This window comes from Amycolatopsis sp. lyj-346 (assembly GCF_046548975.1).
Lineage (GTDB): Bacteria > Actinomycetota > Actinomycetes > Mycobacteriales > Pseudonocardiaceae > Amycolatopsis.
The window spans coordinates 422,676-447,336 of the sequence record NZ_JAJPWT010000004.1; the positions used below are offsets into that span (position 1 = coordinate 422,676).

Genomic DNA, 24,661 nt, shown 5'->3' on the forward strand with positions numbered 1-24,661 from the left:
ACGTGCGGTGTACTGACGGCGACAGTTTGTCCGGATCGGGATTGGGTGATGGTGATGACGTACCGTGGCGACGACGGCGGGCGCCGGATGCCACCGCCCCGGCCGCCTGGCGGCCGCTCCCGGGACCACCAGCGCGCGCAGATGATGCCGCTGCCCGGGCGGGGCCGCAGCCCGTACGACGAGCGCACCCGCCCGATGGGCACCCGCGAGCCGGAGTACGCCCCGCCGCCGCCACCGCGGCAGGACCCGCCCCGCCGCCCGGCCGAGGACGGCTACCCGCCGTCCCGGCCCCCGCGCCGGCGTCGCCGCTGGAGCTTCGGCCGCGTCCTGGGCGCACTGGTGCTGGTCTTCGTCGTGTTCCTCGCCGGGATCTGGGTCTACCTGGAGTTCTCGATCCAGCGCGTCGACGCGCTGGCCGACTACTCCGGCCGCCCGGTGGCCGCGTCCGGCACCAACTGGCTGATCGTCGGCTCGGACAGCCGAGAAGGCCTGACCGCGGAGGACGAGGAGCGGCTCGCCACCGGCGACGTCGCCGCGGCGGGCGGCGGGCAGCGCACCGACACGATCATGGTCGCGCACCTGCCGGACAACAGCACCAAGCCGACGCTGCTGTCGCTGCCGCGCGACTCGCAGGTGGCGATCCCCGGGCACGGCAAGAACAAGATCAACGCGGCGTTCTCGCTCGGCGGCCCGAAGCTGCTGGCGCAGACCGTCGAAGGCGCCACCGGGCTGCACATCGACCACTACGCGGAGATCGGCTTCGGCGGGTTCGCGAACATCGTCGACGCGATCGGCGGCGTCGACATGTGCATCGACCAGGACATGCACGACACCTTCACCAACATCGACATCAAGGCGGGCTGCCAGACCCTCGACGGCCGGTCGGCGCTGGGCTTCGTCCGGATGCGCCACAGCGCGGCGACCCCGCGTTCGGACCTCGACCGCGTCGCCAACCAGCGCAAGTTCATCGGCGCGCTGGTCAGCCAGATCGCCAGCCCCGGCACGCTGCTGAACCCGTTCGACTTCTTCCCGCTGCTGTCGTCGGCGCCGGAAGCGCTGACCATGGACTCGGGCGACCACGTGCACAACCTCGCCGGCCTCGCGCTCGCGATGCGCGGGATCTCTTCCGGTGGCGTGGTGACGACGACGGTGCCGGTGACCAGCGGATCGGCCGAGAACTGGGACAAGGCCAAGTCGAAGCAGCTGTTCGACGCGCTGAAGAACGACACCGAAGTGCCCGACAGCGTCATCGTGAATTGATTCGCGGCCGTCGTCCCGGCCGGGGCACCATGAGCTGCATGGAAACCCCGGCCGAGGCCTACCGCGACGGTGATCTGACGCTGACCCGCTGGCACCCGGGCGACCGGCCCGTGCTGACGGCCGTCGTCAGCGGGTCACTGGACCACCTGGGTGCGTTCCTGATCTGGGCCATCGGCGGGTACACCGACGACGACTCGGCGGAGTTCCTGCGGCTGACCACGAAGCGCTGGGAGGACGACGAAGCGTACGAATTCGCGCTCACGCTCGGCACCGAGCTCGCCGGCGGCGTCGGCGTGATGACGCGCGACGGCGGCGTCGAGATCGGCTACTGGCTCGCCCGGGGGTTCGTCGGCCGCGGCTTGATGACCCGGGCCGTCGGGCTGCTGACCGAGGAGGCGTTCCGCCTCGGCGCCGGGTACGTCGAGATCAAGCACGACGAGCTGAACGTCCGAAGTGGAGCGGTGCCCGCCCGGCTCGGGTTCACGAAGATCCGTTCGGAACCGGCGGAGAAGCCGTTGGCGCCGTCGTGCACGGGCACCAACCACGTGTGGCGGCTGGCTAGGCGACCTTGTTCCGCTCCCGCAGCACCTTGAGCGCCTCGTCGGCGTGGACGGTGAAGTTCAGCTCGCTCTTGATCTTCGCGATGATCTTCCGGTCCTCGCCGATCACGAAGGTGGCCCGCTTGGTGTGCAGCGGCAGGAGTTTCCGCCACACGCCGAACTGCCTGGCGACCGCACCCTCCACATCGGACAAGAGCGGGTAGTCGAAGCCGTTGGCTTCCGCAAAGGTGCGCTGCTTGGTGATGGCGTCCGGGCTGATCCCGACCCGGTGCGCGCCGACGGCCGCGAACTCCGCCGCCAGGTCGCGGAAGTGGCAGCTCTCGGCGGTGCAGCCGCTGGTCATCGCGGCCGGGTAGAAGAACAGGACCACGGGCCCGGTGGCCAGGAAGTCCGAGAGGGTGCGCTCCTGACCTTGGTCGTCGGGCAGCGTGAAGTCGGGGGCGAGGTCTCCGGCGTCCATGGACGTCCTTTCTCATCGGCGGCAGAACCCATCCTGCCGGGTGTTCGGAGCAGGGCCGCCACCGGCTTGGTCCCGGCGCGCTGTTGCCGGGCTGCCAGCGCCCCAAGGTGGCCTTCGGTGCGTTGAACGCAACCAAGGCCACCTTGGGGCGCTGGGGCGCTACGTCCGCGGGTGGCGGGCGATCAGCTCGTCGACCTCGTCACCCGTTGCCGAGTCCGCCACGAACGGGCCGCGGGCGGCGACCACCCCGAGCCGGCGGAGGCGGGCCGCCTGCTCGTGCGTGCGGACGCCCTCCGCGCCCACCCGCAGGTGCAGCTCACGGGCCCGCGTGATCAGCTGCGTCAAGTGCCGCAGGTCGGGCTCCGCCGGCTCGTCCGTGTCCAGCGCGTCGACCACCGGCCCGGACAGGACCACGTGCCGCACCGGCAGCCGGTGCTGGGGGATCAGCTCCAGGTCCGCCGAACCCGAAATCGTCAGCACCAGCTGCGCGCCCAGGTCGGCCAGCACCGCCAGGGAGTCGAGGACCTCGCCCCGCGGGTCCAGCATCGAATCGCGGTCGGTGCACAGGCGCAGGGCCCGCGCCGGCAGCTCGTGCTTGTCCAGCTGCTCCTTCACCAGCAGCACCAGGTCCGGGTCGATCGCCAGCCGGGCCGGCAGGCGGACGCAGACGTCCGGGGCCGCGTCGCCCAGGTGGGTGCGCCAGCGGGCCGTCGCGGCCAGCGACTCGGCGAGCAGCCAGCGGCCGAGCGGCACCGTCATGCCGGTGGTCTGGGCCAGCGGGTAGAACTCCTCGGACCCGAGCTCGCCCTTTTCCGGGTGGTTCCACCGCAGCCCGGCGTTGACCGCGGCGAGCTCGTCCGGCCGCGCGAGCTTCACCGTCGGCTGGTAGATCAGCGAGAACTCGCCGTTCTCCAGCGCGCCGGCGATCACCGCGCCCAGCTGGTAGCGGCCGCGGTCGCGGGCGTCCAGCTCCGGGTCGAACAGCATCCACTGCGCCTTGCCCGCCTCCTTGGCCCGGTGCAGCGCGATCTCCGCCGCCCGCAGCAGTTCCGCGGCGCCGCCTTCGACGGCCGCGCGCACGACGATGCCCGCGCTCGCGCTGACGCCGATGCCGTGCCCGCCCAGGTAGATCGGCTCGTTGAGGTCTTCCAGGGCCCGCTCGACCAGCCGGACGACCTCGGTCGCCGCCAGCTCGCCGCGCAGCAGCACCGCGAAGCCGTCACCGGACAGCCGCGCGACGAACCCGTCGTGGTGGCCGGTGAACACCGCCGACAGCTTGTTCGCGACGCCGCGCAGCACCTCGTCGCCGACCCCGGCGCCGAGGCCGTCGTTGATCACCTTGAAGCCGTCGACGTCGAGGTAGACCAGCGCGATGTCGTCGCGCGCGCCGGCACCCAGCGCGGCTTCCAGCTTGGTGGTGAACGACGACGCGTTGGGCAGCCCGGTCAGCGGGTCGTGCACGTTCTGGTGCAGCAGCCGCTCCCGCAGCAGGTGCAGCTCGTTCGCGTCCGACACCATCAGCACCGGGTAGACCGAGCCGGGCCGGTCGCCGGGCAGCCGGGCGAGCGTCACGTCGGTCCAGAGCTGCCCGTCCTCGGTGTGGTCGAGCAGCATCCGCTCCTGGTAGCGGTCGCGCCCCGCGCGCACCTGCGCGAGGCCCGCCTCGAGCCGGGAGACGTCGTGGGCGGTCGAGCCGAGGTCGGTGATGTGCCTGCCCCGCAGCCGATCCGGCGAGCAGCCGAGCAACTGGCCGAGGGCCAGGTTCGCCTCCACGATGTCGCCGCCGGGGTCGGCCAGTGCGATGCCCATCGGCGACGCGGCGTACAGCGCGGAGAACCGCAGCAGGGCGCCGTCGTGCTGCGAGCCGGCTTGGCCGACCGCGTCGTGCGCGACCTCCAGGAGCAGTGCCTCGAGCTCCTCCGGGGGAAGCGTTACTCCTTTGGTGTCGGCCAACGTCGCCGCCCACCGCCGCGCCACGTCCAGTAGCCCTGACGCGGCACCGGGTTCAGGCACACTCCACCTCTTCACGCACAGGTATGGCCAGGTCGGACACGGTGTCGGGGATCATGAAGCCACACCAGGCAGCCTTCGCCCACGCTCGATGCCACGCCATCATGTACGTCACAAGGTGTCTACCGGCTGAACGAGTGAACGAATCTCTACAAACGGTAACTTTTCGTTACCTAGTGTATGCGATTGGGGACACGTGCCGGGTCAGCGCGGGGTCAGGTGGACCGGGAGACCGTCCGCGGGCACCGGCAGCGAGACGTAGTCCCAGCGCGCGGTGTAACTCTCCGGAACCGACCAGCGGTACGCCCGCAGCAGTTCGTGCATCAGCAACTTCACCTCGAGACTGCCGAAGTGCAAGCCGATGCACTTGTGCGCGCCGCCGCCGAACGGCATCCACGCCATCCGGTGCGACTTGTCCTCGCGTCGCGGCTCGGCGAAGCGCTCCGGGTCGAACGCGAAGGGGTTCGTCCAGCACTCGGGCGCGAAGTGGTTGACGGTGGGCGAAACGCCGACCAGGGTGCCGGCCGGGATGTAGTGGCCGAGCACCTCGGTGTCCTTGACGGTCTGGCGGGTCAGCGACGGCACCGGCGCCACCAGCCGCAGCGCTTCCTTCATCACGAGGTCGAGGGTTTCCAGCCGCTCCAGCGCCGCGATGTCGGGCAGGTCGTCGCCGAGGGCCAGCGACTCCGCGCGGGCGCGTTCCTGCCACTCCGGGTGCTTCGCCAGGTAGTAGGCCATGGCGCTGCTGGTGATGGTCGTCGTGTCGTGCGCGGCCATCATCAGGAAGATCATGTGGTTGACGATGTCGGTGTCGGAGAACCGGTCGCCGTCCTCGGTGGTGGCCTGGCAGAGCGCGGCGAACAGGTCGTCGCCGCCCGAACGTCGTTTGCCGGGCAGGGTTTCGCCGAAGTAGCGTTCGAGGACCCGGCGCCCGTGCAGCCCGGCCGACCAGCGCCCGCCCGGCACCGGGAAGCGCACGAAGGAGGTGCCCGCCCGCACGGAGCTGACGAACGCGCGGTTGATCCGGGCCGCGTCGGCGCCGCTGCGCATGCCCATGAACACGCGCGTCGCGACGTCGAGGGTCAGCTGCTTGAGCGCCCAGTACAGCCGCGGTCGCTCGCTCGAGCCCCAGCTCGCGACGCCTTCGCGCAGTGCGGGCCCCATTTCGGCGACGTAGCCGGCGAGCCGCGGCCGCGTGAAGGCCTCCTGCATGATCCGCCGGTGCAGGTGGTGCTCGCCGAAGTCCATCAGCATCAGGCCGCGCTCGAAGAACTTCTCGATGAAGAACTTCCAGCCTTCCTGGGAGAACGCCTTGTCCTTGTTCACGAGCGCGATCTGCGTGGCTTCGGGGCCGGACAGCGCGACGATCCGGCGGCCGAACCCGCCGGTCCACGAAACCGGGCCGTAGAGCTCGTGGCGGCGGAGGCCGAACGCCGGGCCGAACCGCATCATCTCGAGCATGTGCCCGACCAGCGGTGGGCCCTCGTCGCCGAGCACCGGCTTGAGGCCGCTGCCCGCGGGCGGCGGCGCGAGTTCCTTGACGGGCCAGCGCGACCGCAGCCACCGTTCGTCGACTTTGTGCGGCAGGGGAAGCGTGGTCAGCGGCGGCACGCGTTCGCGCAGTGCTTCGGCGGCTCGGCTCACGGTGCCCGGCAAAGTGACCATCTCCTGCGTCGAGATCGGCTATCCCTCCACGATGCACGCTTGTTGACCATCTGACAACACCTCGTCGGCCGTCTTTTCGGGTGGTCCCTGCCGGGTGACCGCCCGCCGGTACTCGCTGGGGGTGACGCCCCTGACCCGTTTGAACGCCGCACTGAACCCGAAGGCGTCGGCGTACCCGACGTGGCGGGCGGCTTCCGAGACGGTGGCGGCGGGGCGCTCGGCCAGCAGGTCCGCCGCGAGCGCCATGCGGTGGCGGGTGAGGTAGGTCAGCGGCGGTTCGCCGGCCAGCTCGGCGAACCGCTTGGCCAGTGTCGAGCGCGACACCCCGGCGCGCGTGGCCAGCGCGGCGACCGTCCACGGTGCCGCGGGTTCGTCGTGCAGCAGGCGCAGCGCGGGGCCGACCACCGGGTCGCGCTGGGCGGTCCACCACGCCGGGGGCTCGCCGCCGGGCCGGTCGAACCACGCGCGCAGCGTGCAGACGAGCATCCAGTCGAGCAGCCGGTCGAGCACGACCTGCTGTCCCGGCGTGTCGGCGGTGGCCTCGGCGGCGAGGTGGTCGAGGACGGCGTCGCCGGTTCCCCCGCCGTCGACCCGCAGCACGACCGGCAGGGCCTCCAGCAGCGGACGGCTCACCTCGCCGCCGGCCGGGTAGGCGCCGGCGATCAGCGTCGTCGGGCCCTCGCCGTCGTCGCGCCAGCCGCGCCGGTGCCGCGTCCCGCCCAGTTCGGGGGCGGCGCAGTACTCGCCGCACGCGACCGGTTCGGCGCCGGTGCCGATCTCGTCGACGAAGGTGAACGTCCCCGGCCCGCGCACGACGACGGTGTCGTAGGGGTGCAGCGGCTCGGGCTCGCCCCGCTCGGGCACGATCCAGCCGCCGCCGGAGAGCACGGTGCACAGGGTCAGCGGTGCGCCGTCGACGAAGTGCAGGGAGAACGGCGGGGTGAGGGCCGAGCTGCCGAAGAGGGAGCCGTGGGCCCGCACGCCGCGGAACAGGTCACCGAAGACGTCCACGATCCCGAGGTTAGACGAATGGACAGGGATTCCGGCTCCTGACCCATGGGATCGTCCGCCCTCGTCCGGTTCACTGGACCTCATGAACGCCTTGACTTCCGACGATCTCGAGTTCCTCCGCCGCCCGCTGCACGGCTTCCTGACCGTGTCCACCGGCGAGCCCCGCCCGGTGTGGTTCGAGGCCACCGACGACGGCCTGATCCAGCTGTTCACCGAACCGGACGTGCTCAAGGTGCGCCGCGCCCGCCGCGACCCGCGTGCGTCGATCGTGGTCGCGGCCCCGGTGGGGGAGCGGGAACGCTGGGTGTCGGTGACCGGCCGGGTTTCGCTGGAGACCGATGGCGCGCACGAGCTGGCCGAGCGCCTGGCGGCCCGGTACTGGGACCTCGGCGACCCGGTGCGCGCGGCCGACCTCGAGGCGATGCTGAAGACCGACCACCTGCGGCTGGTGATCCACCCGGAAACCGTGCGCCGCTTCGCGTACTGACCGAGTGCCCAGGTGGCCGAGCTCCCTCTCCGCGATCGAGCGGGCTGGACGCGGAGCCGGCCGCGCGGGTGACGGCGTGAAACGGCCCCGCCCTGGCGAACCAGGGCGGGGCCGGCGGTGCCTGGGAGGTGTCAGTCCCAGTCGAGCGCGCCGCCCGACTGGTACTCGATCACGCGGGTCTCGAAGAAGTTCTTCTCCTTCTTCAGGTCCATCGCCTCGGACATCCACGGGAACGGGTTCTCGGTCTCGCCGAAGATCGGCTGGAGGCCGATCTGCTGCGCGCGGCGGTCGGTGATGAAGTGCATGTACTGCTCGCACAGCTGCGCCGACAGGCCGAGCATGCCGCGCGGCATGGTGTCGCGCGCGTACTTGACCTCCAGCTCGCACGCCTCCTGCAGCATCCCGCGGACCTCGGCCTGGAACTCTTCGGTCCACAGGTGCGGGTTCTCGATCTTGATCTGGTTGATGCAGTCGATGCCGAAGTTCAGGTGGATCGACTCGTCGCGCAGGATGTACTGGTACTGCTCGGCGATGCCGACCATCTTGTTCCGGCGGCCCAGCGACAGGATCTGCGCGAAGCCGGTGTAGAACCACATGCCCTCGAAGATCACGTAGAACGCGACGAGGTCACGCAGGAACGCCTGGTCGGCCTCCGGCGTCCCGGTCTCGAAGTCCGGGTTCTCCAGGTTCTGCGTGTACTTCAGCGCCCACGCGTCCTTGTCCGAAATGGACGGGACCTCGCGGTACATGTTGAACAGCTCGCCCTCGACCAGGCCGAGGCTCTCGCAGATGTACTGGAAGGTGTGCGTGTGCACGGCCTCCTCGAACGCCTGGCGCAGCAGGTACTGGCGGCACTCGGGGTTGGTGATCTGCCGGTACACCGCGAGCACGATGTTGTTGGCCACCAAGGACTCCGCGGTCGCGAAGAAGCCGAGGTTGCGCTTGAGCATCTGCCGCTCGTCCTCGGTGAGGCCGTCCGGCGACTTCCACAACGCGATGTCGGCCTGCATGGCGACCTCGGTCGGCATCCAGTGGTTGTTGCAGCCGGCCAGGTACTTCTCCCACGCCCACTTGTACTTCATGGGCAGCAGCTGGTTGACGTCGGCGCGCGCGTTGATCATGCGCTTGTCGTCGACGTTGATCCGGGCGGCGCCGACCTCGATCTCCCCGAGGCCGGTCGCGTCCGTCGTCTCCACGTTGGTCATCTGTGCAGGGGTTCCTTTACTGGCAGGCTTCGCAGTCGGGGTCGTCGATGCGGCAGGCGGCGCCGTCGGTGGCGACGAAGTCGACGTCCGGTTCCGGCTTGGGCGAGGGAGCAGGCGCGGGTGCCGCGACCGGTGTCGGCGCGGGAGCCGGCGCCGGGGTGGCCGCCGTGGCCGGGGCCGGGGTGGCCGAGACGGCGTTCAGCTTGCCGTCGGTGCCGCGCAGGGTGCTCTTCTCCACGTGCGTCGCGGACTGCGCCCGCAGGTAGTACGTGGTCTTGAGGCCCTTGTGCCACGCGTAGCGGTAGAGCTGGTCGAGCTTGCGGCCGCTCGGCGCCGCGATGTAGAGGTTCAGCGACTGCGCCTGGTCGATCCACTTCTGGCGCCGCGAACCCGCGTCCACCAGCCACTTCGACTCGATCTCGAACGCCGTGGCGTACAGGGCCTTCAGGTCGTCCGGCACGCGGTCGATCCGGCCGAGGCTGCCGTCGAAGTACTTGAGGTCGCTGACCATGACCTCGTCCCACAGCCCGCGCGCCTTGAGCGAGCGGACCAGGTGCGGGTTCACCACGGTGAAGTCGCCGGACATGTTCGACTTGACGAACAGGTTCTGGAACAGCGGCTCGATCGACTGGCCGACGCCGCAGATGTTGGAGATCGTCGCGGTCGGCGCGATCGCCATCACGTTGGAGTTGCGCATGCCGACGGTCTTGACCCGCTCGCGCAGCGGCGCCCAGTCCAAAGTGGACGAGACGTCGACGTCGAGGTTGTCACCCCGGCGGGCGTCGATGAGCAGCTGCATCGAGTCGATCGGCAGGATGCCCTTGCTCCACAGCGAACCCTCGAACGACTGGTACTGGCCGCGCTCCTCGGCGAGGTCGGTCGACGCCGAGATCGCGTAGTAGGAGATGTGCTCCATGCTCTCGTCGGCGAACTGCACCGCGGCGTCGGACGACAGCGGCACGCCGATCTCGAACAGCGCGTCCTGGAAGCCCATCAGCCCCAGCCCGATCGGGCGGTGGCGCAGGTTGGAGCGGCGCGCCTCCGGGATCGTGTAGAAGTTGATGTCGATCACGTTGTCCAGCATGCGGACGGCGGTGCGCACGGTCTTCTCGAGGCGCTGGGTGTCCAGGCCTTCGGGGGTGACGTGCTTGAGCAGGTTCACCGAGCCGAGGTTGCAGACCGCGACCTCTTCACTGTTGGTGTTCAGCGTGATTTCGGTGCACAGGTTGGACGAATGCACGACGCCGACGTGCTGCTGCGGCGAGCGCAGGTTGCACGGGTCCTTGAACGTGATCCACGGGTGGCCGGTCTCGAACAGCATGGTCAGCATGCGGCGCCACAGGTCGACCGCGCGGACGCGCCGGAACACCTTGATCTCGCCGCGGTCGGCCATCGCCTCGTACTCGCGGTAGCGGGCCGAAAACTCGTTGCCGTAGAGGTCGTGCAGGTCCGGCGTCTCGTTCGGCGAGAACAGCGTCCACTGCGCGTCGGCCTCGACCCGGCGGAGGAACTCGTCCGGCACCCAGTTCGCGGTGTTCATGTCGTGGGTGCGGCGGCGGTCGTCACCGGTGTTCTTGCGCAGGTCGAGGAACTCCTCGATGTCCACGTGCCACGTCTCGAGGTACGCGCAGGCCGCGCCCTTGCGCTTGCCGCCCTGGTTGACCGCGACGGCGGTGTCGTTGGCGATCTTGAGGAACGGCACGACGCCCTGCGACTGGCCGTTGGTGCCCTTGATGTGCGCGCCGAGGCCGCGGACCGGGGTCCAGTCGTTGCCGAGGCCGCCCGAGTACTTGGCCAGCAGCGCGTTGTTCTTGTACGCCTGGAAGATCGAGTCCAGGTCGTCGTCCACCGTGGTCAGGAAGCAGGACGACAGCTGCGGGCGCGTGGTGCCCGAGTTGAACAGCGTCGGCGTCGAAGCCATGAAGTGGAAGCTCGACAGCAGCTCGTAAAACTCGATCGCGCGCGCTTCGCGGTTGTCCTCGCGGATCGCGAGACCCATCGCGACGCGCATGAAGAACGCCTGCGGCAGCTCGAAGCGGGTGCCGTCGTGGTGCTGGAAGTACCGGTCGTACAGCGTCTGCAGGCCGAGGAAGCCGAAGTCGAGGTCACGCTCGGGCCGGATCGCGGCGGTGATCTTGTCCAGGTCGAAGCGCTGCAGCTCGGCGTCGACCAGCTCCAGCTCGATCGCGCGGCGCAGGTAGGCGCGGAAGTACGCGGGGTACTCACCCGCCATCTCGTCCTGGCTGGCCAGGCGCGGGGTGCCGGCGAGGTAGCTCAGCGCCTCGCCGCGCAGCTTGTCCAGCAGCAGGCGGGCGGAGACGTAGGAGTAGTTCGGCTCCTGCTCGACCAGCACGCGGGCGGCCATGATCTGGGCCAGCGCGAGCTCGTCGGCGCTGATGCCGTCGTAGAGGTTGCGCTTGGTCTCGGCCAGCACGGGTTCGGCGGTGACGTCGTCGAGGCCGGCGACGGCCTCGCCCACGACGTGGGAAACGCGGGCCCAGTCGAGCGGGCGCAGGACGCCGTCGGTGCCCTTGACGTTCAGCGAGACCTCGGCTGTGGCCGGCTTGGCGGCCTCGCGGGCCTTCGCGCGCTCCTCGCGGTAGAGGACGTAGGCGCGGGCGACCTTGTGGTGCTCGCCGCGCATCAGGGCGAGCTCGACGATGTCCTGGATCTGCTCGATGTGCAGGGCGGTCTCGGGCCCGGCGTGGCGCAGCAGGGTGGTCTCCACCTGCTGGGTCAGCTCGGCGACGACGTGGTGCACGCGGGAGGACGCGGCGGCGTCGCCGCCCTCGACCGCGAGGAACGCCTTGGTCAGCGCGACCGAGATCTTCCCGGCGTCGAACGGCGACACGCTGCCGTCCCGCCGGATGACCCGGATCGCGGTGGGTGAGGCGGTCGCGGCGGGCCGCTGACCGGTTTCGACTGACATGCGTGTCTCCAAGTTTTTGGGCGCGTTCGATCGCCACACGACCTCACGAGGCCGTGCGCTGCGGTTTCTTGAAAGCTGCCCGGCGACCCTCTGCAGCGGTCTCCCCGTCGCTGGGGGCTGCCGGTTCCCAGAGACTACATGTAGGGGTCGTGGTGCGCGCGGGACCCCAGATGGCGTGTCGTGAGTTCACCCTGGCGGGGTTGCGTGATCACCCAGAGGTGCAGTTCAAGCCCCGAAACGCAAGCTCGTGCCGGGCAGGGCGAGGCTCAGGAACGGGCGGCGGCCGGCCAGGTAGCCGAGCGGACCGCCGTCGTTGACCGTCCAGTCGGCCGCGGCGAGCCGTGGCCGGATCTTCGCGCCGACGGGGGTGCGCACCGGGGTGCCGTCGCGGTCCTGGAGGACGTCGAACCGGCTGGGGAGCGCGAGCGGCAGGCCCGGCCTCGGCGTGAAGGCCGCGGTGGCGATCCAGTCGTCGCCGGTCGCCGCGGTGTAGGTGCGGTCGGTGAACTGCAGGGCGGCGAGGTCCTTCGGGATGGCCCACAGCTCCCGGCCGCCGGCGAGGGAGACTTCGGAGTCGACCCAGATCTGCGTGATCGTGCACGTGGTCCGCTTCCCGGGCACCGGGACGGCGGCGAGCAGCTCGTGGTAGGCGAGCTGCCCGGGTTCGCGGTAGGCGATCCAGGCGGTGAACACGGACGTGTACCCGGCGACGGACAGCGCGGCCGGGTGCACGTCGCGGGCGGGGACCCGCCAGATCGACACGTGGGCGTCGGCGACCAGGTTCCAGGGCTGCGGCGGGTAAGCGGTCATTTCTCCAGCCAGGGCAGGTAGTCGGGCAGGTCCTTCTCGACGCGCATGCCGAACGAGGGCGGCCGTTTCTGCAGGAACGACAGGACCCCTTCGACGGCGTCCGGGTTCGCGCCGAGCCCGCCGATCAGCTTCGAGTCGAGCTCGTGCACCGGGAACGGCGACTCGGCGCTCGCCATCCGGTAGAGCAGCTGCCGCGTCACCGCGACCGACACCGGCGCGGTCGTCTCGACGATTTCCTTCGCGAGTTTCCCGGCCTCGTCCAGCACGGTCCCGGTGGGGAAGACCCGGTGCACGAGGCCTTTCTCGAGGGCTTCGGCGGCGGGGAAGACCCGCCCGCTGATCATCCAGTCGAGCGCGGTGCCCATGCCGACGAGCCGCGGGAGGAACCACGCCGACGCCCCTTCGGGATAGATGCCGCGGCGGGTGAACACGAAGCCGAACCGCGAGTCCTCCGACGCGAGCCGGTAATCGCACGACAGCGTGATGGTCAGCCCACCCCCGACGGCGGCCCCGTGCAGGGCGGCGATCACAGGCTTGTTCATGGCGAAGATCCGCTTCGAGCACCGGCCGGCGGGCTCCTGCCACGCCTGGCCGGGACCTTTCTCGGGATCGAAGTCGAAGCCGCCCTGGGAGAGATCGGCCCCCACGCAGAAGTCCTTGCCGGCCCCGGTCAGCACGACCACGCGAACATTCTCATCGCGATCGGCGCGGTCCATGGCGGCACCGAGCTCATCGGCCATCCGGATCGTGTAGCCGTTGCGCGCTTCCGGCCGGTTCAGCGTGACCGTGGCAACCCGGTCAGCGACGGCGTAGGTGATCTCGGCGTAGTCGGCCATGCCGACGAAGCTATTGCAGTCCGACGCTACTGGCAAGATGTCAATAGTGGGTCCTGGGTCGGCGCTGACCGGCTGGAGACGCAAGGTCACGTGGGTGTGGGCCCGTAGCCGTGTGGCTGCGGGCCTTTCCCGTGTTCAGGCTGCGAAGGGGAGTGGTTGGTGGAGGTTGTTGCGTCTGGGTTTTCGGCGCCTGTCGATGAACACCGGTGGGAGGAACTCGGGTAGGCCGTCGGCGGCGATGCGGACTTCCCAGCCGGAGCGGTGCAGGAGCCGGTGGTGGTGGGCGCACATCAGCACCAGGTTGCCGAGATCGGTGGGACCGCCGTCGGCCCAGTGGCGGATGTGGTGGCCCTGGCAGTGCCGGGGTGGCCGATGACAGCCGGGGAACGCGCATCCACGGTCCCGGAGGAAGAGGGCGCGGCGGAGTCCGGCGGAAATCAACCGGCGGAGTCGTCCGAGGTTGAGAGGTTCGCTCTTCTCACCCAGCACCGCGGGGATGACCATGGCGTCGCAGGCGTGCACGCGGGCCTCGGCGGCCGAGATGGTGCCGGTGTCGTCGAGGGTCGCCGTGCCAACACCCGTCTTCAGGTCTTCGAGGGATACGGCGACCATGACGTGGGCTCGTTCCCCGGCCTGCATCGGCAGCTCTGGGGAGTTGAGGGCGAGGTTGATGGCGTCGGAGAAGGCGTCGCCGTAGCGCTGGGGGTGGGTGCGGTGGTCGGGGTCGTCGTCGCTGGTGCGGCGTTCGGCCAGGGCATCCAGGAGGGCGCTGGCGCGGGTGCCGGTCTCGTCATCGAACCGGGCGTTCAACTCCCACATCCCGGACCGTCGGCGCCGCAGGAACAGCTCCCGCGGCGGGATCACCGGTTCGGCGACGGCGGGTTCCTCACCGTCAGGGGCCAGGTGAGCAAGGATGCGGGCCCCCAGTGCAGCGACCTGCTTATGCCCAGCCTCGGCGGCAAAGGCAAGCAGGTCGGCCTCGGCGCTGGCGTGGTGCTCGGGCGGAACCTGGCCGAGGACATCGGTGATCACATCGATCATCGGGTTGCTCAACCGCCCAGCCCGGGCAGCCGCGCCGGTGGCGGGGGCCAACGCCGGAATCGGGCTCCCGTCGAGATTGCGGCCCGGGCTCACCAGACGGGCCCGTTTCACGATCCGTTCAGCGGCGGACTTCGGGATATCGGCCAGCTGCTCCAGCAACCGGACGACAGAACGGTAGCCGAACAGCTCCATCACCCCACGCTGCTCAACCTCCACCAGCACAGCCCCGAGTTCGGCTTCGGCAGACCGCATGCACGCCACCAACTCACCGATGCGATCGGCCAAAGCCACCGCATCAGAAGAAGAGGAAAGCACTGCACTGCTGGTCATACCTCCAAACTACCAATCATCGAACACACGTTCATCACACGAAAGGGTGCAACTGGATAGATAAAACAATCAGGCGTGCTTGATTTTTCCGGGCCCCGGTGCCACCCTGAGCCTCAGGACGCAAGGAGGCGGACGATGGCGGATCTCGGCGTGATCCTCGGGGATCTCGACGCGGAGACACGGACGATCGACGACGTCGTGGCGGCGTTGCCCGCGGCCGACTGGGCGCGGGCGACGCCGGCCGCGGGGTGGACGATTGCGCACCAGGTCGCGCACCTGGCCTGGACCGACCGCAAGGCCCTGATCGCGGCCGCGCACCCGGAAGACTGGCAGGCCGAGGTCGAAGCACTCCTCAAAACCGGGGAGACCTACGTCGACGACGGGGCCGTCGCCGGGGCGCAGCGGCCGCCGCGGGAGATTCTCGAAGACTGGCGCGAAGGCCGCCGGCTGCTGGCCGGGGCACTGGCCGCGGTGCCGGACGGCCGGAAGCTGCCCTGGTACGGGCCGCCGATGAGTGCCGCCTCGATGGCGACCGCGCGGATGATGGAAACCTGGGCGCACGGCCAGGACATCTTCGACGCCCTCGGCCTGACCCGCGAGCCGGCTGCCCGCCTCTGGCACATCGCCCGGTTCGGCACCCGCACCCGCGACTTCGCCTACAAGGTCCACTCGCTCGCGCCGCCGGTCGAACAGTTCCGCGTCGAGCTCACCGCGCCCGACGGCTCCACCTGGGCGTTCGGCCCCGAGGACGCCGAGCAGAAGCTCACCGGCACCGCGCTGGACTTCTGTCTCGTCGTGACCCAGCGGCGGCACCCCGCCGACACCGATCTCGTCGCCCACGGCGCCGACGTCGAGGAGTGGCTCGGCATCGCGCAGGCCTTCGCCGGTCCGCCCGGGAGCGGCCGGAAGCCGGGGCAGTTCGCCCCGGCGACGGATTCTTCCCCGCGGAGCCGGCCGTGACACAGCGTTATCGCATCGGCAACGCCTCCGGCTTCTACGGTGACCGCTTCTCGGCGGTGCGCGAGATGCTCACCGGCGGGCCCCTGGACGTCCTGACCGGCGACTACCTGGCCGAACTCACCATGCTCATCCTGGGCCGCGACCGGATGAAGGACGCCACCCGCGGCTACGCCAAGACGTTCCTCCGGCAGCTGGAGGAGAACCTCGGGCTGGCGCGGGACAACGGCGTCAAGATCGTCGCGAACGCGGGCGGGCTCAACCCCGCCGGGCTCGCCGGCGCGCTCCGGGAGCTGGCGGAAAAACTGGGCCTCGACGTCAAGGTCGCGCACGTCGAGGGCGACGACCTCGTGGCCCGCGCCGACGAGCTGGGCCTCGGGAAACCACTGACCGCCAACGCCTACCTCGGCGCCTGGGGCATCGCGGAGTGCCTGAACGCGGGCGCCGACGTCGTCGTCACCGGCCGCGTCACCGACGCCTCCGTCGTCGTCGGCCCGGCCGCCGCGCACTTCGGCTGGGCTCGCGACGACTTCGACGCGCTGGCCGGCGCGGTCGCCGCGGGCCACGTCATCGAATGCGGTGCCCAGGCCACCGGCGGCAACTACGCCTTCTTCACCGAGCACTCGCTCGGCGTGCCCGGATTCCCGATCGCCGAGCTCGAGGCCGACGGGTCCAGTGTCATCACCAAGCACCCGGGCACCGGGGGCGTGGTCAACACCGGCACGGTCACCGCCCAGCTGCTGTACGAAATCACCGGCGCGCGGTACGCCGGGCCGGACGTCACCACGCGGTTCGACACGCTTTCGCTCACCGAAGACGGGCCCGACCGGGTCCGCATCTCCGGGGTCCGCGGCGAAGCCCCGCCGCCGACGCTCAAGGTGGCCCTCAACACCCTCGGCGGGTTCCGCAACGAGACGACGTTCGTCCTCACCGGACTCGACATCGAGGCCAAAGCCGCACTGGTGCGGGAACAACTCGAAGCGTCCATGAAGGACCGGCCGCCCGCCGACGTCCGCTGGACGCTGGCCCGCACCGACCACCGGGACGCCGACACCGAGCAGACGGCCAGCGCGCTGCTGCACGTGGCCGTCAAGGACGCCGACCCGAAGGTGGCCGGGCGGGCGTTCACCGGCGCGGCCGTCGAACTCGCGCTGGCCAGCTACCCCGGCTTCCACGTCACCACGCCGCCGTCGGACGCCTCGCCGTACGGCGTCTACACCGCGGCCCACGTGGACGCGGGCCGGGTGCCGCACGTCGCCGTGCTGCCGGACGGGATGCGGGTCGAGATCGCACCTTCGACGTCCACGCTGGACTTGTCCGAAGTGGACGAACCGGCGCTGCCGGAGCCGCTCGATCACGGGCCGGTGCGGCGGGTGGCGCTGGGCAGGCTCGCCGGGGCCCGGAGCGGCGACAAGGGCGGCAACGCCAACGTCGGTGTCTGGGTGCGGTCGGAAGCGGCCTGGCGGTGGCTGGTGCACCGGCTGACCGTCGCCGAGCTCAAGCGCCTGCTGCCCGAGACCGCCGGCCTGCCGGTGACCCGGTACCTGCTGCCCAACCTGTGGGCGGTGAACTTCGTCGTCGAGGGCATCCTCGGCGAGGGTGTCGCGTCGCAGGCGCGGTTCGACCCGCAGGCCAAGGCCCTCGGCGAGTGGCTGCGGTCGCGGGAGCTCGACGTGCCGGAGGCCCTGCTGTGACCGATCCCTTCCGGACGCCCGAACGGGCCGAACTGCGCCAGACCGTGCGGAAGTTCGTCGACCAGGAGGTCCTGCCGCACCTCGACGGCTGGGAGCGCGCCGGCGACCTGCCGCGCGACCTGCACCGCAAGGCCGGTGCGCTCGGCCTGCTGGGGGTCGCCTTCCCCGAGGAGATCGGCGGGGGCGACGGCAACTACCTCGACGCGCTGGTCGTCGCGGAGGAGATGCACTACGCGGGTGGCTCCGGCGGGCTCTTCGCGTCGCTGTTCACCTGCGGGATCGCCGTCCCGCACCTCGCCGAGGCGGGCGACCCGGTCCAGCTCGAGCGCTGGGTGCGCCCGGCACTGGCCGGGGCCAAGATCGGCGCCCTCGCGGTGACCGAGCCGGACGGCGGCTCCGACGTCGCCGGGATCCGGACCACCGCCGTCCGCGAGGGCGACGAGTACGTCGTCAACGGGGCCAAGACGTTCATCACCTCCGGCTGCCGCGCGGACTTCGTGACGACGGTGGTGCGCACCGGCGGCGACGGCGCGCACGGGCTCTCGCTGATCGTCGTCGAACGCAGGACGCCGGGATTCACGGTGAGCCGCAAGCTCGAAAAGATGGGCTGGCTCTGCTCCGACACCGCCGAACTGTCCTACGTGGACGTCCGGGTGCCGGTGGAGCACCTCGTCGGCGCCGAGAACAGTGGGTTCGCGCAGGTGGCCACCCAGTTCGTCACCGAACGGCTTTCCCTGGCCGTGCAGGCGTACGCGCACGCCCAGCGCGCCCTCGACCTGACCCTGGACTGGTGCCGGTTGCGGGAGACGTTCGGCCGTCCGCTCATCTCGCGGCAGGTCGTCCAGCACAAACTGACCGAGATGGCGCGCCGGATCGACGTGGCGCGGACCTACACCCGGCAGACCGCGATCCGGCACGTCTCGGGCGAGGAGGTCGTCGCCGAAGCCTGTTTCGCCAAGAACACCGCCGTCGAGGCCGCCGAATGGGTGGTCAGCGAGGCCGTCCAGCTGCACGGCGGGCTCGGCTACATGCGCGAGTCCGAAGTGGAGCGCCACTACCGCGACGTCCGGATCCTCGGCATCGGCGGCGGCACCACCGAGATCCTCACCGGCCTGGCCGCGAAGCGATTGGGATACACCTCGTGACTGCTTTGAGGTCCACTGTGGACACGCGGACCGTCGAGTTCGGCGCGAACCGCGAGGCGATGCTGGAGAAGCTCGCCGAGATCGACGCCGAGCACGCCAAAGCCGTCGCCGGCGGCGGTGAGAAGTACGTCGAACGGCACCGCAAGCGCGGCAAGCTCCTCGCGCGGGAACGGATCGAGCTGCTCCTCGACGAGGACGCGCCCTTCCTGGAGCTTTCGCCGCTGGCCGCCTGGGGTACCGATTACCGCGTCGGCGCCAGCCTGGTGACCGGCATCGGCGTCGTCGAGGGTGTCGAGTGCCTGATCTCGGCCAGTGACCCGACGGTCAAGGGCGGCGCGAGCAACCCGTGGACGACCAAGAAGAGCTTCCGGGCCGCGGACATCGCCGCGCAGAACCGGCTGCCGTCGATCAACCTCGTCGAGTCCGGCGGCGCGGACCTGCCGACGCAGAAGGAGATCTTCATCCCCGGCGGCCGGATCTTCCGCGACCTCACGCGGGCTTCGGCCGCGGGCTGCCCGACGATCGCGCTCGTGTTCGGCAACTCCACCGCGGGCGGCGCGTACCTGCCGGGCATGTCCGACTACGTCGTGATGGTCAAGGAGCGCGCCAAGGTGTTCCTGGGCGGGCCACCGCTGGTCAAGATGGCGACCGGCGAGGAGTCCGACGACGAGTCGCTCGGCGGCGCCGAGATGCACGCCCGGACCTCGGGCCTGGCCGACTACCTGGCCGTCGACGAGGCCGACGCGATCCGGCTGGGCCGGAACATCGTCAAGCGGCTGAACTGGACCAAGCAGGGGCCGACGCCGAAGCCGGACTACGCCGAGCCGCGGTACGACGCCGAGGACCTGCTCGGCATCGTGCCGACCGACCTCAAGGTGCCCTTCGACCCCCGCGAAGTCATCGCCCGCGTCGTCGACGGCTCCGACTTCGACGAGTTCAAGCCCCTGTACGGGCCGAGCCTGGTGACGGGCTGGGCGAGCATCCACGGTTACCCGGTCGGCGTGCTGGCCAACGCACAGGGCGTGCTGTTCGGCGAGGAGTCGCAGAAGGCCGCGCAGTTCATCCAGCTGGCCAACCAGATCCACACACCGTTGGTGTTCCTGCACAACACGACCGGCTACATGGTCGGCAAGGAGTACGAGCAGAGCGGCATCATCAAGCACGGCGCGATGATGATCAACGCCGTGTCGAACTCGAAGGTGCCGCACCTGTCCGTCCTCATGGGAGCGTCCTACGGCGCCGGGCACTACGGGATGTGCGGCCGGGCCTACGATCCCCGGTTCCTGTTCGCGTGGCCGAGCGCGAAGTCCGCGGTGATGGGGCCGGCGCAGCTGGCCGGCGTGCTGTCCATCGTGGCCCGCGCGGCGGCCGAAAGCCGCGGCCAGGAGTACAACGAGGAGAACGACAAAGCCATGCGCGCCATGGTGGAAGGCCAGATCGAAGCCGAGTCGATGCCGATGTTCCTCTCCGGCATGCTCTACGACGACGGCATCATCGACCCGCGCGACACCCGCACTGTGCTGGGGCTGAGCCTGTCCGCGATCCACAATGGACCAGTGAAGGGCGCCGAGGGCTTCGGCGTCTTCCGGATGTGAGCGAGCGATGATCCAGAACCTGCTGGTCGCCAACCGCGGCGAGATCGCCCGCCGCGTCTTCCGCACCTGCCGCGACGCCGGCATCGGCACGGTCGCGGTGTTCTCCGACGCCGATGCCGCCGCGCCGCACGCCCGTGAGGCCGACGCGGCCGTCCGGCTGCCCGGCAACGCGCCGTCGGAGACGTACCTGCGGGCGGAGCTGCTGGTCAAGGCGGCGGCCGAGACCGGCGCCGACGCCGTCCACCCCGGGTACGGCTTCCTGTCCGAGAACGCCGCCTTCGCGCGGGCGGTGCTCGACGCCGGGCTGACGTGGGTCGGGCCGCCGCCGGCGGCCATCGAGACCATGGGCTCCAAAGTGGAGTCCAAGCGGCTGATGGCCGCCGCGGGTGTCCCGGTGCTGTCCGGACTGGACCCGGCCTCGGTCACTTCCGACGACTTGCCGTTGCTGGTCAAGGCGTCCGCCGGGGGTGGCGGCCGCGGGATGCGCGTGGTCCGGTCGCTCGACGAGCTGGCCGAGGCGGTGGAAGGCGCCAGTGCGGAAGCCGGGTCGGCGTTCGGCGACCCGACCGTCTTCTGCGAGCGGTACCTGGAGACCGGGCGCCACATCGAGGTGCAGGTGCTCGCCGACCGCCACGGCACCGTGTGGGCGGTGGGGGAGCGGGAGTGCTCGATCCAGCGCCGCCACCAGAAGGTCGTCGAGGAGGCGCCGTCGCCGTTCGTCGACGCCGCGATGCGCGCGGAGCTGTTCGACGCCGCGCGCAAGGCGGCCAAGGCGATCGGCTACGTCGGCGCGGGCACGGTCGAGTTCCTCGCCGGGCCCGACGGGCGGTTCTACTTCCTGGAGATGAACACCCGGCTGCAGGTCGAGCACCCGGTCACCGAGAACGTCACCGGCCTCGACCTGGTCGCCCTGCAGCTGCGCATCGCCGAGGGCGAGCGGCTCCCCGCCGACCCGCCGCCGGCGGTGGGTCACTCGATCGAAGTCCGGCTCTACGCCGAAACTGTAGTAATTCAGAACGGGGCGGCGAACTGGCAGCCGCAGAGCGGCACGCTGCACACCTTCGAGGTACCCGGCGTCGACCGGTCGTTCACCCACGGCCCGGGCCTGCGGCTGGACTCCGGTTTCGAGAGCGGTTCCGTGGTGGGTGTCCACTACGACCCGATGCTCGCCAAGGTGATCACCTGGGCCCCGACCCGCGCCGAAGCCGCCCGGCGACTCGCGAAAGCACTGGCCGCGGCGAAGATCCACGGTGTCGTCACCAACCGCGATCTCCTGGTGAACATCCTGCGCCACGATGCTTTCCTGGCGGGGGAGACCGACACGGCGTTCTTCGACCGCCACGGTCTCGGCACCCTGGCCGCGCCACTGGCCACCGAGGCCACCGAGCGGCTTTCCGCCCTTGCGGCGGCGCTGGCCGACGCGGCGGGCAACCGGGCGGCCGCGACCACGCAGGCCCGGTTGCCCAGCGGCTGGCGCAACGTCCGCTCGGCCGGGCAGCGCAAGGCCTTCACCGTGGCCGGCCGCGACTACGAGGTCGTCTATTCCCTGACGCGGGACGGCCTGGACGCCGACGGGTTCGACGCCGAGCTGATCACCGCCGAGCCGGAGCGGGTCGTCCTGGACATCGCCGGGGTGCGACGCACCTTCGAAGTCGCGCGGCACGCCGATGTGTCTTATGTGGACTCGCCGCTCGGCTCGGTGGCACTGAAGGCACAGCCGCGGTTCGCCGACCCGGACGCCGCGCTGGCTGCCGGTTCGCTCGTCGCGCCGATGCCGGGCACCGTCGTCCGGCTCGCCGTCCAGGCCGGGGACCCCGTCAAGGCGGGTGATCCGCTGCTGTGGCTCGAGGCGATGAAGATGGAACACCGGATCGCCGCGCCCGCCGACGGCGTGGTGGCGGAGCTGCCGGTGACGGTCGGGCAGCAGGTCGAAGTGGGCACGATCCTCGCCGTCGTCGGAGACGCGCAATCGGACACCGTGGTGGGAGAAGAAGCATGAACGCGATGAACTTCACCGAGCCGGAGGAGCGGATCGCGCTTCGCAAGGCCGTCGCCGACCTCGGGGCCAAGTACGGGCACGAGTACTACGCCCGCAAGGCCCGCGCGGACGAGAAGACCCACGAGCTGTGGGACGAGGCCGGCCGGCTGGGCTACCTCGGCGTCAACATCCCCGAGGAGTACGGCGGCGGGGGTGCGGGCATCGCTGACCTCGCCGCGGTGCTCGAAGAGCTGGCCGCCGCGGGCACGCCGTTGCTGCTGATGGTCGTCTCGCCGGCGATCTGCGGCACCGTGATCTCCCGCTTCGGCACCGAGGAGCAGAAGAAGCAGTGGCTGCCGGGCATCGCCGACGGCAGCAAGCGGATGGTCTTCGCGATCACCGAGCCGGACGCCGGGTCGAACTCGCACAAGATCACCACCACGGCGAAGCGCGACGGCGACGGCTGGGTCCTCAGTGGACGCAAGGTCTACATCTCGGGCGTCGACGAGGCCGACGCGGTGCTCGTCGTCGGCCGCATGGAGGACGCCAGGACCGGCAAGCTCAAGCCGGCGTTGTTCATCCTGCCGACGACCACCCCGGGCTTCGAGTACACGAAGATCCCGATGGACATCGTCGCGCCGGAGAACCAGTTCTCGCTGTTCCTCGACGACGTCCACCTGCCCGCCGAGGCGTTGGTCGGCGAGGAGGACGCGGCGATCGCGCAGCTGTTCGCCGGCCTGAACCCCGAACGCATCATGGGGGCGTCGTTCTCCCTGGGCATCGCCCGGTACGCGCTTTCCAAGGCCGTCTCCTACGCCAACCAGCGGCAGGTGTGGGGCACGCCGATCGGTACCCACCAGGGCCTCGCGCACCCGCTCGCCGAGATCAAGATCGAGCTCGAACTCGCGAAGCTGATGACGCAGAAGGCGGCGTCGCTCTACGACTCCGGCGACGACTTCGGGGCGGGGGAGTCGGCCAACATGGCGAAGTACGCCGCCGCCGAGGCCGCCATCCGCGCCACCGACCAGGCCGTGCAGACCCACGGCGGCAACGGCCTGGCCACCGAATACGGTCTCGGCACGCTGGTCACCGCCGTCCGCCTGGGCCGGATCGCCCCGGTCAGCCGCGAGATGGTGCTCAACTTCGTCGGCCAGCACTCCCTGGGCCTCCCGAAATCCTACTGACTACCGATCCCGAAGCGTCACTTTCCCTAGGAAAGATGCATCGCCTCACGGAGGTTTCACATGGCTGGTTTGGACGGCAAGACCATCATCATGTCCGGGGGGAGCCGGGGCATCGGTGAGGCGATCGCGCTGCGGGCCGCGAAGGACGGCGCCAACGTCGCCCTGCTGGCGAAGACCGCCGAGCCGCACCCGAAGCTGCCCGGCACGATCCACACGGCGGCGGAGGCGATCGAGAAGGCGGGCGGGCACGCGCTGCCGATCCTCGGCGACGTCCGCGACGACGACGGTGTCGCCGAGGCGGTGGCGAAGACCGTCGAGCAGTTCGGCGGCATCGACATCGTGGTGAACAACGCGAGCGCGATCGACCTGACGCCGACCGAGCAGGTCAGCATGAAGCGCTACGACCTGATGCAGGACATCAACGCACGCGGCACGTTCCTGCTGTCCAAACTGGCCATTCCGCACCTGCGTGCCGCGGCGAACCCGCACATCCTGACGCTGTCGCCGCCGATCAGCCTCGACGAGAAGTGGTTCACCGCGGGCCACCTCGCCTACAGCATCGCCAAGTACTCGATGAGCCTGGTGACGGTCGGGCTCGCGGCCGAGCTGAAGAAGGACGGCGTCGCGGTCAACTCGCTGTGGCCGCGCACGACGATCGACACCGCGGCGATCCGCAACGTCGTCGGCGCGGAGCTGGCCGACCGCAGCCGGACGCCGGAGATCATGGCCGACGCCGCCCACGCGATCCTCACCCGGCCGAGCCGCGAGGCCACCGGGAACTTCTTCCTCGACGACGAGGTGCTGCGCGCGGCCGGCGTCACGGACTTTTCGCAGTACCGCGTCGCCGGTGCCTCGGAGGACGACCTCCAGCTCGACTTCTGGGTGGAGCCGGCTTGACCGGCGTCCGCGAACCCCAGCAGGAGCGCAGCCGCACCACGCGGCGGCGCCTGGTCGAGGCCGCCCTCGACAGCTTCGGCGAGCGCGGCTGGCACGGCGTGACGGTGGCCGGGATCGCCGAGCGGGCGGGCGTCTCCCGCGGCGCGGCCCAGCACCACTTCCCGGCTCGTGAAGACCTCGTGGTGGCGGCGGTCGACCTGCTCGGCGAGGCCCAGATCGACGAGCTGCGGGCCCAGGCCGCGGACCTGCCGAGCGGGGCGTCCCGCATCGAGCGCGTCGTGGAGATGGTCCTGAACCTGTACACGGGACGGCTGTTCCGCGCGGCCCTGCAGCTGTGGTCGGTGGCGGCGACCGACGAGGCACTGCGGGACGTGCTGGTGCCCCTGGAAGCCCGGGTCGGCCGCGAGGCCCACCGGGTGACGGTGGAGCTCCTCGGCGTCGACGAGTCCCGCCCCGGGGTGCGGGAGCTGGTCCAGGCCACCCTCGACCTGGCGCGGGGCCTCGGCCTGGCGAACCTGCTCACGGACGACACCCGCAGGCGGCGCCAGATCGTGCGCGAGTGGGCCCGGACGCTGGAACTGCGGCTGGCCTAGGGTGAGAACCCACC

General features: G+C 70.5%; 20 protein-coding genes. 11 read left to right on the top strand and 9 right to left on the bottom strand.

All coding sequences use genetic code 11. The features are described from left to right. Positions 1-48 precede the first annotated feature (48 nt). The gene (locus ACLJQE_RS16940; protein WP_410640171.1) at positions 49-1,260 is read left to right on the top strand and encodes an LCP family protein; all 1,212 of its coding nucleotides are present in this window, start codon (positions 49-51) and stop codon (positions 1,258-1,260) included. Between the two features lie 38 nt (positions 1,261-1,298). Beyond that, positions 1,299-1,853, top strand: a complete 555-nt coding sequence (locus ACLJQE_RS16945) for a GNAT family N-acetyltransferase (protein ID WP_410640172.1) — start codon at positions 1,299-1,301, stop codon at positions 1,851-1,853. Here the strand turns inward: ACLJQE_RS16945 and ACLJQE_RS16950 are convergent. The 4 genes from ACLJQE_RS16950 to ACLJQE_RS16965 all read right to left on the bottom strand — a co-directional run bounded on the left by ACLJQE_RS16950 (position 1,819) and on the right by ACLJQE_RS16965 (position 6,966). Beyond that, on the bottom strand, positions 1,819-2,280 hold the full coding sequence (locus tag ACLJQE_RS16950; protein ID WP_410640173.1) for a peroxiredoxin: 462 nt from the start codon (positions 2,278-2,280) through the stop codon (positions 1,819-1,821). The two genes, ACLJQE_RS16945 and ACLJQE_RS16950, sit on opposite strands and share 35 nt — an antisense overlap. A 159-nt stretch (positions 2,281-2,439) precedes the next feature. Continuing rightward, positions 2,440-4,257: a diguanylate cyclase domain-containing protein gene (locus ACLJQE_RS16955; RefSeq protein WP_410640324.1), complete on the bottom strand. Its 1,818-nt coding sequence runs from the start codon at positions 4,255-4,257 to the stop codon at positions 2,440-2,442. Between the two features lie 237 nt (positions 4,258-4,494). Further along, entirely contained in the window at positions 4,495-5,955 is a 1,461-nt protein-coding gene (locus ACLJQE_RS16960) for a cytochrome P450 (protein WP_410640174.1), read from the bottom strand. Between the two features lie 18 nt (positions 5,956-5,973). After that, complete coding sequence (locus ACLJQE_RS16965; protein WP_410640175.1) at positions 5,974-6,966, bottom strand: AraC family transcriptional regulator; 993 nt, start codon at positions 6,964-6,966, stop codon at positions 5,974-5,976. Positions 6,967-7,048: 82 nt separating this feature from the next. Between ACLJQE_RS16965 and ACLJQE_RS16970 the strand changes: the two genes are divergently transcribed. After that, the gene (locus ACLJQE_RS16970; protein WP_410640176.1) at positions 7,049-7,453 is read left to right on the top strand and encodes a pyridoxamine 5'-phosphate oxidase family protein; all 405 of its coding nucleotides are present in this window, start codon (positions 7,049-7,051) and stop codon (positions 7,451-7,453) included. Between the two features lie 131 nt (positions 7,454-7,584). Here ACLJQE_RS16970 and ACLJQE_RS16975 read toward each other — a convergent pair whose 3' ends face one another. The 5 genes from ACLJQE_RS16975 to ACLJQE_RS16995 all read right to left on the bottom strand — a co-directional run bounded on the left by ACLJQE_RS16975 (position 7,585) and on the right by ACLJQE_RS16995 (position 14,604). Beyond that, positions 7,585-8,772, bottom strand: coding sequence for a ribonucleotide-diphosphate reductase subunit beta (locus tag ACLJQE_RS16975; RefSeq protein WP_410640325.1), 1,188 nt, complete (start codon positions 8,770-8,772; stop codon positions 7,585-7,587). Then, positions 8,675-11,587, bottom strand: a complete 2,913-nt coding sequence (locus tag ACLJQE_RS16980) for a ribonucleoside-diphosphate reductase subunit alpha (protein WP_410640177.1) — start codon at positions 11,585-11,587, stop codon at positions 8,675-8,677. The genes ACLJQE_RS16975 and ACLJQE_RS16980 overlap by 98 nt, the downstream gene beginning before the upstream one ends. A gap of 225 nt (positions 11,588-11,812) precedes the next feature. Continuing rightward, entirely contained in the window at positions 11,813-12,397 is a 585-nt protein-coding gene (locus ACLJQE_RS16985) for an acetoacetate decarboxylase family protein (protein WP_410640178.1), read from the bottom strand. Beyond that, positions 12,394-13,233 carry an enoyl-CoA hydratase-related protein gene (locus ACLJQE_RS16990; protein WP_410640326.1) on the bottom strand — a complete coding sequence of 280 codons (840 nt, stop codon included), beginning with the start codon at positions 13,231-13,233 and terminating at the stop codon, positions 12,394-12,396. Before ACLJQE_RS16990 ends, ACLJQE_RS16985 begins: the two co-directional genes overlap by 4 nt. A 135-nt stretch (positions 13,234-13,368) precedes the next feature. After that, positions 13,369-14,604, bottom strand: coding sequence for a DUF222 domain-containing protein (locus ACLJQE_RS16995; protein WP_410640179.1), 1,236 nt, complete (start codon positions 14,602-14,604; stop codon positions 13,369-13,371). Between the two features lie 135 nt (positions 14,605-14,739). Between ACLJQE_RS16995 and ACLJQE_RS17000 the strand changes: the two genes are divergently transcribed. The 8 genes from ACLJQE_RS17000 to ACLJQE_RS17035 are packed head-to-tail and all read left to right on the top strand — an operon-like array spanning position 14,740 to position 24,647. After that, positions 14,740-15,564, top strand: a complete 825-nt coding sequence (locus ACLJQE_RS17000; protein ID WP_410640180.1) for a TIGR03084 family metal-binding protein — start codon at positions 14,740-14,742, stop codon at positions 15,562-15,564. Further along, on the top strand, positions 15,561-17,255 hold the full coding sequence (locus tag ACLJQE_RS17005; protein ID WP_410640181.1) for an acyclic terpene utilization AtuA family protein: 1,695 nt from the start codon (positions 15,561-15,563) through the stop codon (positions 17,253-17,255). Before ACLJQE_RS17000 ends, ACLJQE_RS17005 begins: the two co-directional genes overlap by 4 nt. Continuing rightward, positions 17,252-18,400: an acyl-CoA dehydrogenase family protein gene (locus tag ACLJQE_RS17010; RefSeq protein ID WP_410640182.1), complete on the top strand. Its 1,149-nt coding sequence runs from the start codon at positions 17,252-17,254 to the stop codon at positions 18,398-18,400. The genes ACLJQE_RS17005 and ACLJQE_RS17010 overlap by 4 nt, the downstream gene beginning before the upstream one ends. Further along, positions 18,397-19,995 carry an acyl-CoA carboxylase subunit beta gene (locus ACLJQE_RS17015; RefSeq protein WP_410640183.1) on the top strand — a complete coding sequence of 533 codons (1,599 nt, stop codon included), beginning with the start codon at positions 18,397-18,399 and terminating at the stop codon, positions 19,993-19,995. The genes ACLJQE_RS17010 and ACLJQE_RS17015 overlap by 4 nt, the downstream gene beginning before the upstream one ends. A 7-nt stretch (positions 19,996-20,002) precedes the next feature. After that, entirely contained in the window at positions 20,003-21,994 is a 1,992-nt protein-coding gene (locus ACLJQE_RS17020) for an acetyl/propionyl/methylcrotonyl-CoA carboxylase subunit alpha (RefSeq protein ID WP_410640184.1), read from the top strand. Beyond that, positions 21,991-23,157, top strand: coding sequence for an acyl-CoA dehydrogenase family protein (locus tag ACLJQE_RS17025; RefSeq protein WP_410640185.1), 1,167 nt, complete (start codon positions 21,991-21,993; stop codon positions 23,155-23,157). The genes ACLJQE_RS17020 and ACLJQE_RS17025 overlap by 4 nt, the downstream gene beginning before the upstream one ends. Positions 23,158-23,217: 60 nt before the next feature. Then, positions 23,218-24,054 (top strand): SDR family oxidoreductase, encoded by an 837-nt coding sequence (locus ACLJQE_RS17030; protein WP_410640186.1) that lies wholly within the window; start codon positions 23,218-23,220, stop codon positions 24,052-24,054. Beyond that, entirely contained in the window at positions 24,051-24,647 is a 597-nt protein-coding gene (locus ACLJQE_RS17035) for a TetR/AcrR family transcriptional regulator (RefSeq protein WP_410640187.1), read from the top strand. Before ACLJQE_RS17030 ends, ACLJQE_RS17035 begins: the two co-directional genes overlap by 4 nt. Positions 24,648-24,661 lie beyond the last annotated feature (14 nt).

What these genes read in the sequence shown, in the direction of transcription:
- ACLJQE_RS16945 (WP_410640172.1), top strand. Translation starts at nt 1,299, where the DNA reads ATGGAAACCCCGGCCGAGGCCTACCGCGACGGTGATCTGACGCTGACC.
- ACLJQE_RS16980 (WP_410640177.1), bottom strand. Translation starts at nt 11,587, where the DNA reads ATGTCAGTCGAAACCGGTCAGCGGCCCGCCGCGACCGCCTCACCCACC.
- ACLJQE_RS17025 (WP_410640185.1), top strand. Translation starts at nt 21,991, where the DNA reads ATGAACGCGATGAACTTCACCGAGCCGGAGGAGCGGATCGCGCTTCGC.
- ACLJQE_RS17030 (WP_410640186.1), top strand. Translation starts at nt 23,218, where the DNA reads ATGGCTGGTTTGGACGGCAAGACCATCATCATGTCCGGGGGGAGCCGG.
- ACLJQE_RS16985 (WP_410640178.1), bottom strand. Translation starts at nt 12,397, where the DNA reads ATGACCGCTTACCCGCCGCAGCCCTGGAACCTGGTCGCCGACGCCCAC.
- ACLJQE_RS16960 (WP_410640174.1), bottom strand. Translation starts at nt 5,955, where the DNA reads ATGGTCACTTTGCCGGGCACCGTGAGCCGAGCCGCCGAAGCACTGCGC.
- ACLJQE_RS17020 (WP_410640184.1), top strand. Translation starts at nt 20,003, where the DNA reads ATGATCCAGAACCTGCTGGTCGCCAACCGCGGCGAGATCGCCCGCCGC.
- ACLJQE_RS16970 (WP_410640176.1), top strand. Translation starts at nt 7,049, where the DNA reads ATGAACGCCTTGACTTCCGACGATCTCGAGTTCCTCCGCCGCCCGCTG.
- ACLJQE_RS16995 (WP_410640179.1), bottom strand. Translation starts at nt 14,604, where the DNA reads ATGACCAGCAGTGCAGTGCTTTCCTCTTCTTCTGATGCGGTGGCTTTG.
- ACLJQE_RS16990 (WP_410640326.1), bottom strand. Translation starts at nt 13,233, where the DNA reads ATGGCCGACTACGCCGAGATCACCTACGCCGTCGCTGACCGGGTTGCC.
- ACLJQE_RS16940 (WP_410640171.1), top strand. Translation starts at nt 49, where the DNA reads ATGGTGATGACGTACCGTGGCGACGACGGCGGGCGCCGGATGCCACCG.
- ACLJQE_RS16950 (WP_410640173.1), bottom strand. Translation starts at nt 2,280, where the DNA reads ATGGACGCCGGAGACCTCGCCCCCGACTTCACGCTGCCCGACGACCAA.
- ACLJQE_RS17000 (WP_410640180.1), top strand. Translation starts at nt 14,740, where the DNA reads ATGGCGGATCTCGGCGTGATCCTCGGGGATCTCGACGCGGAGACACGG.